The following is a 13,043-nucleotide window of genomic DNA, read 5'->3' on the forward strand; positions in this document are numbered from 1 at the left end:
TGCTTTTTTTCTTTTCCTCTTTCTCTCCCAGGTTTGGGCGGGAACAGGATACTCACAACAGTCAAAACTTACCTTAAAAATGGACAATGTTAGGGTAATTGATGTACTGGACGAAATTGAAAACAACAGTGAATTTTATTTTTTGGTTAACCAGAAACTTGTGGATCTGGAGCGGAAAGTAAATGTAAATGTCGAAGATTTATCCATCGATAACATCTTAGATGATTTATTCGAAGGAACTGATGTTACTCACCAGGTGAACGACCGGCTAATTATTCTAACAAACGCAAAATCAGAGACGAATGCAGGGACGGTTTTACAACAACAAAGATCAATCTCTGGAAGCGTCACTGACCAGTCAGGGGAACCGCTCCCGGGAGTTACGGTTATAATTAAAGGCACGGCAAACGGAACGGTAACTAATTTCAACGGCGAATATTCATTAGATGATATTCCCGCAGGTGCTACATTGCAATTTTCATTCGTTGGAATGACATCAAAGGAAATATTAGTTGAAGACCAGAGTGTAATCAATATAGTTTTAGAACAGGAAACGGTAGGTATTGAGGAAGTTGTTGCTATTGGATATGGTACCCAAAAGAAAAGTAATGTAACAGGAGCAATTGCTTCGGTAAAAGCCGAAGCGTTAGAGAATCGCTCAACAGGAGATGTTGGACGTGCAATACAAGGTAAAGTTGCCGGTGTTCAAATTATGGCTCTGAGTGGCGCTCCGGGATCAAGTACAAGTTTCCGAATTAGGGGATATTCCAGTAATGGTTTATCGGACCCACTTTTTATTGTTGATGGGTTAAAAGTTGATAATATTGATTTCCTCGATCCTGAAAATATAGCATCTATTGAAATTTTAAAAGATGCTGCATCGGGTGCAATTTATGGTACCGAAGCAGGGAACGGAGTTGTTCTTATAACTACGAAAAAAGGTCAAAAAGGAAAGAGTCGGGTTTTCTACAATACACAGTATGGTGTTCAATCGATGACTAATAAGGTTGATATGATGGATGCCCAGGAGTTCAAACAGTTTTGGTCGGATGCCGGTGTTGCTGACGGTGCTTTTCAAAGTGCTAACACAGATTGGCAGGAAGAAGTATTTGAAAACGGAGAAACTCAAAGCCACATTTTAGGATTTGAGGGAGGTAACGACCGAGGATTATTTTTTGCGTCGGTAAAATACAGTAAAAACGACGGAATGGTTGTTGGCAACAAGGATGTCAATAAACGTTATATTGGTCAGCTAAACGCTTCCTACGAAATTAGTGACTGGTTAAAGGTTGGAACAACTAATTCGATTGACCACAGCACTACTACATCAATATCTCAAAATGCCTATAACTCTGTAAATAGTGTTATCGGTAGTGCTTATTTTTTCGATCCTACAGTACCAACGTTTTATGGAAATGATGCGGACGCACCAACAGAAAACGGTTACAACTTACTTCAAGCAGAAGCTGAAGGTTACAACGTACTTCGAAATGATCAGAATCAACTTTACGGTATTTCCCGTTTTATTATCGAACCACAGAATCCGCTGGGGATGATACATAATTCCGATAATTTGAGACGTAATTCTTCGATTGGTGGTACACTTTACGCAGAACTAACACCTTTCGAAAATTTCTCTTTTACTTCAAGGTTGGGGTATGGTATTGGATCTACTCATAATAAAACATACAGGGAGCCTTATTGGTGGAGTGCGACTAAATATCTTGTCAATCCGGCGCTCTCTGAAAGTATGTATCAATCAATTTATTATCAGTGGGAGAACTTTGCGAATTACAGCTTTACAAGAGGTAATAGCGAATTTACTGCGATGGCCGGTATGCAGTATACGCAGAACCTAATGGAATACATGTCGGCAAGCACCGATGAGTTAATTAGTACACTACCGAATTTTCATAATTTGAACAGTTCGTTTACCGATGCAAACGATGGTATTGGTGGAAGTTCTGATAAAACCAGCAATATCTCATACTTTGGACGACTTGGCTGGAGTTATGCCGACAAATATATGGTTCAGGCGAATTTCCGTGCTGATGCCTATGATGCTTCAAGGCTTTCAAAATCTAACCGATGGGGATATTTTCCTTCAGTGTCAACCGGATGGGTTGTGTCGAATGAAAATTTTATGCAGGAGATGAATCAGGATATTTTTTCCTATTTCAAAATTCGAGGATCTTGGGGTATAAATGGTAACGTTAACTCGTTGAGTAATTACAGGTACACAACATATGTGACATTGGCAAGTGATTATTATAATTTTAATAATTCGCTTATTGCAGGATCTGCTCCTTCAGATGTGCTTCCTAATGAAGATTTAACATGGGAAGAATCGGAACAGTTCGATATTGGAGCAGATGTTCGATTCTTTAATGACCGGTTGTCTTTTTCATTCGATTATTACAATAAAAGAACGACAAACCTGCTTACTGAGATGACTGCACCTGCAGTTTCAGGAACTTCAAGCCAGTGGGTAAACCTTGGTAAAATTGAAAACTCAGGATTGGAATTTGATCTGGAATGGAAAGATAGAATTGGTGATTTTAGCTATGGAATACAAGCAAATATCTCCACACTTCATAATGAAGTTTTAGAAAGCCCGTATGAAGAAGGTCGTTACCCAGGTGGTGGTGGATTCTTTACTGAGGCTACCTATTTTGAAGTTGGTTACCCAATATGGTATCTAAGAACCAACATTATAGACCACATCGATTATTTGACTGGTCAACCAGTTTATAAAACAAGCGAGGAACTTGGCACAGATGATGGAAAAGATTATGTGGGTTCCAGTATTCCTGATTATACCTATGGAATTACTTTGACAGCAGATTATAAAAACTTTGATTTAAAAGTATTTGGCTCCGGTGTTGAAGGATCAGAACTGTTTTGGGCTATTGCCAGGTTAGATCAACCCAAAGGTAATTTACCAACAGCTATCACCAACGATCATTGGTCAATGGATAATATTGACGGAGTACATCCGTCACCAAGTATATGGAACAATACTACCAGCTTATATTATTACGGATCATCTGATGATTTTGTATTTGATTCATCATATTTTAAGATAAAACAAATACAGTTGGGATATACATTTCCAACACGTATGATTTCCAAAATAAAAATGTCTTCATTAAGAGCTTATGTCTCACTGGATAATTTCTTCACGTTTACGAAGTATCCTGGTAATGATCCTGAAGTAATGTCAGGGCTCTCAAAAGGAGATGAACCAAGAAGTTCGAACGGTATGTCTCAAGGTGGAGGAATGGGAGTTGACAGGGTGCGCTATCCTGCAATGAAACAAGTATTATTTGGTCTTAATGTATCATTCTAATTTTAAGGTATTACAACAATGAGAAAATTCAAAATAATAATAGCACTACTGGTTACCGGGTTTTTATTTACCATGTGTAACGAGGATCTTTTAGATATTGAACAGCAGAGTGTCGCTAACTTAGACAGTTATTATGCAAATGCAACAGACGCTGATGCAGAATCGCTTATCGCATTTGTTTATGCAGAAGTGTACAATGTAACCGGATATTTCTGGGTGAACTTACTAAACTCTCTGTCTGATGATTCACCAGCAACAGGAGGTCTTTATTCCAATATTAACGTTACCTCTTCAAATCATAGAGGCAATCAATATTTCACAAATTTCTACAATATCAATTATCTCTGTAACCTGATAATTGAAAAGCTTGAACCTACTTCAGAAGTAAAAGAACAGATTATTGGTGAAGCGTATTTTTGGAGGGCTTATGCATACACAAATCTAATTAGGTTATGGGGTAATCCTCCACTTGTTGATCACGTTCTGGCAACAGAAGAATTAACACCAACAAACGGAACCACTGAAGAACTTTGGAATTATGTAGAGACAAGTTTACAAGAGGCAATTGCAAGGCTTCCTGAAAAATCAGGATTAGGTGGTCAACAGGAAATTGGTGGACGGGTAACCTTGCATTCTGCTTATGCCTTGTTAGGTAAAGCACAGTTACTAAGAGGAGATTATACCAGTGCCATAGCAAGCCTTGAGAAAGTTATAAACTCAGGTAAATATGACCTGATTGATGATTTTACTGAATTGTATCACATGCCTGCAGATTTTTGTGATGAATATATGTGGGAGTGGAATGTGGACGACAATTCTACTGCGAGCACTTATATGAATGAAGGAGACTTCAGGTTTATGAGATTTACCTGGAATACTGCAAATGTTACTGTTCCGGGAGGTATAACAGAGCAGGGAGTAAGCGGAGCAGACCTAAATAAGGACTTCTATGACTTTATGGTTGACCGGGGAGAGAAAGGAAAACCCCGTTACTATGGAACCATTTGGGATTACGAAGATATACTACAAAGATTTGTTGATCTTGGTTTAGCCACTGATACAGAAGAGGCAGTATCTAAATTCTGGAAAACGGATGCATCTATGATTAACTGTCAAGGGTATTTTAGAAGCAAAGTTCTTGCCTGGGCCGATGAAGTAGTTCCTGATTCAAGAGAAGCCGGATTACCTTATACCTACACCAATTGGCCGGGAATGAGATATGCAGAAGTACTTTTACTCTATTCAGAGGCATGTGTTCAATCAGGAACAAAAGTTTCGGAGGGACTGGTCGCATTAAATAAAGTTCGTGTTCGAGCCGGCCTTAGTGAGTTAGGAGCTTTCGACCTTCAGGATGTTAAGGATGAAAAGAGAGCGGAACTTGCTTTTGAAGGAGAACGCTATCTTGATCTTATTCGTTGGGGAGACGCACCAACATTACTAGCGAATCGCGGTGTTACAAGCTATACCTTCTATGGGTATGTTCAATCTTCAACCGAATACGACGTTGTTGAAGAAGCTTTTGCCGGAGCATCAGGTTTCCAAACAGGACGGGATGAATTATTCCCTTACCCATATTCTGAAACCCTTCTTAATCCAAACCTGATCCAAAATAATGGATGGTAGATTAGGACAGATGTTAAACAATTAGAGTATAAAGTTTTAACAAATCAAAATGAACGTAATGAAAGAACTTAAAATAATATTAGCTGTTTTAATAATCTTTTCATCAGCCTGTGTTTTCACATCATGTAGTGAAGACGATGAAGTAATTATTAAGGCTACCCTTGAATTAGAGCAAGGTGATGTAACTGTTCCATATACGGAAGGAAGCTTTACAATAGGCGTTTCTGCAAATGATGAATATACTGTAACTGTTGATGAGACCGGAACTGATTGGTTGTCTTATGAAATAGTTGATGGCGGAGATTCCTTAAAGGTGTCTTTTGTACAAAACGATAGTACTCTTGTGAGAACTAGCCGTTTGATTATCATAAATGATGATGTAATGCGATTCTTAAATGTTGATCAGGAAGGTTTCCCAACAACAAGTATCACTACAGTCGATTTAAATTATACGGTAACTACTGGTGGTGGATATACCATTCTCAGCGTTCCGGACGAAGATTGCGACCAGATTCCTATTGGATCAACCGTTGTCTTTGAATGTGGCGATGCAGGATCAATATCATTCCTTGATGCAACCTACACAGAATATGCAGGAGGCATACCAGTGAATGGAATGTTTAGCTTCGTATGGACCCAGGAAATTGCAAATATAACAGCGGGATCAGGAATCACTACAGGTATCCTACGAGATGGATTCGAGGTTACGGGAGCGTACGCCATGTTTTCGAAAACCAGTCTTGAGTATACAATTACTGAAGGAGGAGGTTATACAATTTTCTCTGTTACGGCTGAAGAATGTGAGAAAATACCTGTAGGAGCAACACTTAATTTCTCATGTCCGAGCGACAATGGATCTATTTCGCTTCTTGATGCCACATACGCTGAATATGCAGGAGGAAGCCCGGTTAATGGTAAATTCAGTTTTAGCTGGACAAATGCGATTGCTGCCACTACAGCAGAAAGTGGAATCACTACAGGAGTTATTCGCGATGGATTTGATGTATCATCTTTATTCTTCATCGACATGAATACTGAACTTGAGTATTCAATAAATGAAGGTGGAGGTTATACCATTTTTTCAGTATCGCTTGAAGAATGCGCTAAAATTCCTATCGGAGCAACAGTAGTTCTCGAATGTCCAAGTGATGCTGGTACTATTTCATTACTCGATGCAACTTATACCGAATATGCAGGAGGAAGCCCGGTAAACGGAGAGTTTAGCTTTGTTTGGACGAAAGAAATAGCTGCTATAACTGCTACTTCTGGAATCACAACAGGAATACTTCGCGATGGCTTTGATGTAAGCAGCATGCGTTGCCACAACTAAGAATAAGTTTAGTATCAAAAAAAATTAAAGACAATGAAAAAAATATTAGTAATAATCACGAGCCTTATTTTATTGTTATCCTTTAATCTATCCTATGGACAGGATGATGCCGATTATTTTGTTGGCAACTGGAAAGTTGTAATTAAAGGTACTCCTGCGGGAGATGCAAAAATGGACATGCAACTTGAGCGTGTTGATGGTAAATTAGCAGGTACAGTCAAAAATGAAGGTATGGATGCTGTAAAAATCAGCAAATTGGAAGAAGCTGAAAATGAGATTACAATTTATTTCAAAGCAGCTGGTTACGATCTTTATATGACATTGAAGAAAAAGGATAGTGATAATTTGGATGGTCGCTATCTGAATATGTTCGATGTGGAAGGGAAACGCACTTTAGAGAAATAGACATTTACAGAATGAAAGGGAGGAAGCTTTTCCTCCCTTCTTCAAATCTTGCATTAATATGAAAAAGAAATTAATTCAGTCGGCAGCTCAAATTCTCCTGATTTTGTGACGTAATCTTAAACATGATCAGAAAGCTGTTTAACCAATTCAAGAGTAATGAAACAAATTAAATTAATAATAGTCAGTGTATTCCTGATTTCAGGTAATCTGCTATCTTTTGAAAATGTGTACGGACAAAATACATCAAACCTCCCTCAGTTAGGAAAAGCATCAATCGAGGAAGTAATAGCTGCCATGACGCTTGAAGAGAAAGCAGCACTTGTTGTAGGCACCGGCTTGAAGATGGGAGAGAAAGAAAACAATATGGGGTTTCAAATTCCAAATCAACCTATTCCGGGAAGTTTAGCCGATCAAACAAAGGTTCATGTTTCGGGAGCGGTAGGTAGAACCCTGGAAATTCCACGCCTTGGTGTAACAACAATTGAAATGGTTGATGGGCCAGCCGGACCGAGTTTTGGTTCTCGAACAACTGCATATCCTATTGCAACTAATCTGTCTTCAACATGGGATGTCGACCTTGTGTATGAGGTTGGAAAATGCATGGGTAATGAGGTTTCAGAATATGGACTTGATTTATTGCTGGCACCTGGTATGAACATTCATCGGAATCCGCTTGGGGGCCGAAATTTTGAGTATTACTCTGAAGATCCGTTGCTCTCGGGTAAAATGGGCGCTGCTGTTGTTAACGGAATCCAATCGCAAGGTGTGGGAACTTCGGTAAAGCACTTTGTTGCCAATAATCAGGAAACTAACCGGATAGCTGTTGATGCGATAATTAGTGAACGTGCCCTTCGTGAAATTTACCTGAAAGGCTTCAAGATTGCTCTTAAAGAATCTGATCCATGGACACTGATGGCTTCATATAACTCGGTGAATGGTGCCACAGCAACAGGGAATTATGATTTACTAACGACCATTGCCAGAAATGATTGGGGATACGAAGGAATCATCATGTCGGATTGGGATACCGGTAAAGATCCGGTAGAACAAATGAAAGCAGGATTGAGCCTGATCATGCCTGGGCCATATCAGGATACGGTAATAATTCAAGCTGTTAAAAGTGGAAAATTGAGCGAAGAAGTACTGGATAAAAATATTGCATGGATTTTGAAAAACACCATGAGGTCACCAAAATTCAAAGGATATGAATATTCCGGCAAACCTGATCTGGAGAATAATGCTGAAATAGCAAGAAAGGCTGGAGCAGAAGGTATGGTTTTGCTGAAGAATGAAAAGAAGGCACTTCCAATTAAAGATAAAAATCAAAAGATCGCCTTATTTGGAAACGGATCGTATGTTACCAATGTCGGAGGATCGGGAAGTGGATTCGTAATGCATGCCGGTCCAACTGTAAATATAATTGATGGACTGATCAGTGGAGGACAATCAATCGAAGAAACATCGAAACAGGTTTATACTGATTACATCAAAGAAAATACGCCCAAACAAAATATGATGCGGGCTATCAGGGGCTACATAAAAAGAGCTGTGGAGATGCCTGTGAATGAGGATTTGGCAAAAGAAATTTCTGAAAAAGCAGATATTGCTGTTATTACAATTCGCAGAAATTCAGGTGAAACAGCAGATAGAAAAATAGAAGATGATATTAACCTGACTGAAACAGAAAGGAACAATATAAAAAACATTACTAATGCTTTTCATGCCATGGGTAAAAAAGTGGTAGTTGTACTAAATATTGGTGGTGTGATTGAAACAGCCAGCTGGAAAAGTATACCAGATGCCATATTGATTGCCTGGCAACCCGGTCAGGAAGCCGGAGATGCAGTGGCTGATGTAATAACAGGTAATATTAATCCATCTGGCAAACTGCCAATGTCATTCCCGGTTAAATACGAAGATGTTTCTTCAGCAAAAAACTTCCCGGGAACACCAGCCGAAAAACCGGAGCAGGTTGTTTACGAAGAAGGTATATATGTGGGGTATCGTTATTTCAATTCGTTTAATGTTGAAACGTCTTATCCTTTTGGCTATGGGTTAAGTTATTCTGGATTTAGTTACAGTAACTTAAAACTAAGTTCTAAAACTTTCAAAAATCAAATTGAAGCGAGTATTCAAATAACCAATACAGGAGATGTTGCCGGAAAAGAAGTTGTGCAATTATACATTACGGCCCCTGAAAAGAAACTGGATAAGCCATCTGAAGAATTGAAGGGTTTTGCAAAAACTAAATTATTACAACCTGGCGAATCACAAACAATATCTTTTAAAATCGATGCAGAAAAACTGGCCTCATTCTATTCTGATAAATCCTCATGGATAGCAGATGCAGGTGAATATACTGTGAAAATCGGGGCATCGTGCGAGGACATAAAACTTTCACAACAGTTCAATTTAAAAGATGATATTCTGATTGAGAAGGTGAGCAAAGCACTGGCCCAAAAAGTGGCAATTAACGAAATGACGAAATAATCTGAAAAACTTTAAAAAATGAGAAATCTAAAAATATTAATACTTCTATTATCAATATTAACTCTTTCAAGTTATACCAGAGCACAGGAAAAGAAGCAGAATGCACCTGCAATCTCGGATGAAGTTAAGCAATACCTGAAACAACAGGGAATTGACATAAGTAAGCCTGTAGGACCTATGATTTCAACCAGCGTGGCAGAAGCTGAAATAAATGTGGATTGTGCAGAAACGCTGGGTGATTTTTTGCATGTTGAGCGCTATAATAATTTCGAAAGCAGCATGGAATTTGTCGATCAGAGAGATGCTGATATTGAATTTTTCAACGAGAGCGGTTTGCATGGTAAAGTTTATCGTGTTTGGTTCATTGGAAACAGCTATTATGATGAAAGTACTGATGAGGTAGATCTTAGTACTATTTCTGATTATTTAGCAGATGCCAGTAAAATCTCAGATTATGTATTGGTTAATTGCAGCCATCTGGGAGTTGTAAGAGGATGGGATGTTAATGATGATGTAAAGGTTGAGCGTCTTTCAAAAATTCTGAAAGAGCTAAAAACAAACTTCCCGAAAATTAAATACATTGAAGCAACCAATGAACCTGATTATGCTAATGAAGGAGTAACACCAGACAATTACTACAATTATTACAAGATTTATTATCGGGCAGTAAATAAGGTTAATGCCGTATTAAATCCTGAAATTCCGTTGTTGGTTGGAGGCCCTTCAGTATCGCAATTTTCGATGGTATGGTTACGACCATTCCTGGATGCCTACGTTGCGGATGCTTCACCTGATAAGCGACTTGATTTTATATCATACCATGGTTACTATAAAAAACCTGAAAATGAATATATCTTATTTAAAGACAATCCGTCGTTGGTAAAAGATCAGCGTACACAGCTTAACAGCGAACTTGCAAGTAGAGGAATAAGCACTGATATTCCTGTATTTATTACTGAAATGGGGATTTACCCGGGACCTGCGTTTGATGATTTTGTTACCATGAAAAATGATCATTTACGACAGGCTGCAGGTATGGCTTCGTTGTTTTATTGGTACCTGACTACAGCTGATAATACCTATCCTTTTAACTGGGTAATGCGTCACCGTATGGAAGGAAGAAAAGATCAGTTGGTTACACGCGATGAATATGCTCAACCTTTTGTGCAAACAAATAAATTCACTCCGTATGGAAACATGATGATCATGATGTCGAAAATGAAAGATGGTAAGATTGCTTCTAATGTAAGTACAGAAATAGAAGAAGGAAAAGGATTGTATTCACTTGCCACAAAAGACGAGTCGGGTATTTCAATTATGCTTTGGAATTTTCAGAGTAGAAATACCGAAGGATATGATGCCACTTTAAAGGTGGATAATTTACCTGCCGGATTAAACGGAAAAAATGTGACGGTAAAACTTTACAAAATTGATGCTGAACACAGTAACTATCATGCCGACCTGGAGAATTGTAATCTTCAACTAGTAGAAGAAAAAACAGTGAAAGCAGATGCTGTTTTTCAATCGGCATTGCATTTTGAACCTAATACTTTGCAGCTTATTGTTCTGGAACCCGTAGAAACAAACTAAAACATTTGCTATCAGTAGCGAGTACAACATAACTGATGAAAGGCATTTCAATAAGTTGAAATTCGAGTAAGCAGGAAAAATTGAAAATATGAGGCATAAAATTCTTACGATTACTATCTTATGCATTGTAGCTCTTATAAGCATTCAATGTAAAAGGGATACCGGACAAAATCCAATAGACCGTTATGCCCTGGTTACCCGGCACAATATTGAGTGGAATGATCTGACAGGACAGATTCCGCTTGGTAATGGAGAGTTTTGCTTTAATGCTGATGGAACGGGCCTTCAGACTTTTGGAGGAAATACCATGTCGCATTGGGGCTGGCATTCATTTCCTCTTCCTGATGGGGTAACATCGGAACAGATTCCGGCAACCGGTACCTTTCAGCAAGGGCGTAATGCCGGACCGGATATTTTTCCAGAAGACAAGGATAATATTCGTCAGTACATGTTTGATAATCCTCATATTTTCAACCTCGGCAGAATTAGTTTTGCTTTCGCAAACGGAGTGGAACTGACTCCGGATGACGTAGAAGGTTTGTCACGATCACTTGATCTGTGGAACGGGATATTAAGTTCATCATTTACTATAAATGGTCAGCCGGTTCATGTGGCCACTTGTGTCAATCCTAATTCAGATATGGTTTCTGTACAAATTGAATCACCACTTTTAGAAACTGGCGAACTTGTTGTTGCCATCGATTTTCCATATCCTAATTTAGAACGTTACAAACCATGGGTTGGCGATTTTGAGCAAATCGATAAGCATAAAACAATTCTTCTAGATGGTAATGATCAACGTGCTGATTTTCGTCGAGAAGTTGATTCGGTAACCTACTTTACATCTGTGATATGGAGTAAGGGAGCTGAGTTAAAACCTATTTCCGGGAATAATCCGCATGCATGGCAACTTGCAACAGAAGGGGTGAACTCGCTTGAGTTTACATGTGCCTATTCAAAATCATCAGACAAGGAACAGGTTCCTGATTTTGTGCAAACGTCAAACGCTTGTAAACAACACTGGCCGGAATTTTGGCAAAGTGGAGGAGCTATCGATCTTTCAGAAAGTACCGATCCAAGATGGAAAGAACTTGAACGAAGAATTGTATTGTCACAATATCAAACTGCGGTACAGTCGGCCGGAAGTTTTCCTTCTGCCGAAGGAGGACTTATGGGAATTGGTCCATGGAAGGGACAATTCCACATGGAGATGATTTGGTGGCATACTGCACATTTTGCTTTATGGGATCGTTGGGAATTGGCAGATAGTGCTCTAACAATCTATAAACGATTTACTCCCTCTGCACGTGCACTTGCAGAGCAGTTGGATTACGAAGGACTTAAATGGCAGAAATCAGCAAGTCCCGGTGGCCGTACGGCTCCGTGGTTAGGAAATCAGGTTTTGTTATGGAAGCAACCTCACCCAATCTTTTTTGCAGAGTTGGATTATCGTTTACATCCAACGCAAAAAACACTTGAAAAATGGGCGGATATAATTGATGGAACTGCCACACATATGGCTGATTATCCGGTAAAAGATGAAAGCGGAATTTATCATTTAGATCCGGTAATGCCGCCAAGTGAACAGGGAATTACAAAGGATGCTGTATTTGATTTGGCCTACTGGACCTGGGGATTGAATCAGGCACAGGTGTGGCGTGAACGAATGGATTTGGAACGCGTTCCGCATTGGGACGAAATTATTAATAACATGGCTTCTTTGCCTGTGGATAGTGGCGTTTATGTACACTCAGCAGAATGGAAAGATACCTATACAACAAGAGCCTGGGAACACCCTGATCCGATAGGAGTTTTGGGAATGCTTCCCAATCAAAGTAATGTAGATCCGGAAATAGCTCATCGTACACTCCTTAAAGTTTGGGATGCCTGGCAATGGGAACGATGCTGGGGGTGGGATTTTCCATGGACAGCAATGGCAGCGGCACGTTTAGGGGAACCGAATCTGGCCATAGATGCTTTGTTGAAAGATGCAGGGACTAAGAATTATTATGACGAACGAGGTGTATGTACCGGTGGCCCGTGTCCTTATTTGCCCGGGAATGGAGGATTGTTGTATGCCGTTGCAATGATGTCTGCAGGATGGGACGGTGCTCCTGATAAACATGCTCCGGGATTTCCTGATGATGGTTCATGGACAGTAAAATGGGAAGGACTTAAGCCGGCACTTTAAAGAAGACATACTAACAGAGTAGAGGGCGGTATACTACTCCGAACTTTGAATAAAATTTAAATCAA

The 13,043-nt window shown here is 39.4% G+C and carries 7 protein-coding genes; all 7 read left to right on the top strand.

From position 1 onward, the window contains the following. Positions 1 to 79: 79 nt before the first annotated feature. The 7 genes from G4420_RS09100 to G4420_RS09130 all read left to right on the top strand — a co-directional run bounded on the left by G4420_RS09100 (position 80) and on the right by G4420_RS09130 (position 12,978). Positions 80 to 3,349, top strand: a complete 3,270-nt coding sequence (locus G4420_RS09100; protein WP_163323331.1) for a TonB-dependent receptor — start codon at positions 80 to 82, stop codon at positions 3,347 to 3,349. Positions 3,350 to 3,367: 18 nt separating this feature from the next. After that, complete coding sequence (locus G4420_RS09105; protein WP_163323332.1) at positions 3,368 to 4,972, top strand: RagB/SusD family nutrient uptake outer membrane protein; 1,605 nt, start codon at positions 3,368 to 3,370, stop codon at positions 4,970 to 4,972. Between the two features lie 49 nt (positions 4,973 to 5,021). Then, complete coding sequence (locus G4420_RS09110) at positions 5,022 to 6,302, top strand: BACON domain-containing protein (RefSeq protein ID WP_163323333.1); 1,281 nt, start codon at positions 5,022 to 5,024, stop codon at positions 6,300 to 6,302. A gap of 33 nt (positions 6,303 to 6,335) precedes the next feature. Beyond that, positions 6,336 to 6,707, top strand: a complete 372-nt coding sequence (locus G4420_RS09115; RefSeq protein ID WP_163323334.1) for a hypothetical protein — start codon at positions 6,336 to 6,338, stop codon at positions 6,705 to 6,707. 156 nt (positions 6,708 to 6,863) lie between these two features. Beyond that, complete coding sequence (locus G4420_RS09120) at positions 6,864 to 9,197, top strand: beta-glucosidase (protein ID WP_163323335.1); 2,334 nt, start codon at positions 6,864 to 6,866, stop codon at positions 9,195 to 9,197. Positions 9,198 to 9,215: 18 nt separating this feature from the next. Beyond that, entirely contained in the window at positions 9,216 to 10,787 is a 1,572-nt protein-coding gene (locus tag G4420_RS09125) for a GH39 family glycosyl hydrolase (RefSeq protein WP_163323336.1), read from the top strand. Positions 10,788 to 10,875: 88 nt separating this feature from the next. Continuing rightward, positions 10,876 to 12,978 carry a hypothetical protein gene (locus tag G4420_RS09130; RefSeq protein WP_163323337.1) on the top strand — a complete coding sequence of 701 codons (2,103 nt, stop codon included), beginning with the start codon at positions 10,876 to 10,878 and terminating at the stop codon, positions 12,976 to 12,978. Positions 12,979 to 13,043: the final 65 nt, after the last annotated feature.

The organism is Draconibacterium mangrovi, from assembly GCF_010586825.1.
Classification (GTDB): domain Bacteria; phylum Bacteroidota; class Bacteroidia; order Bacteroidales; family Prolixibacteraceae; genus Draconibacterium; species Draconibacterium mangrovi.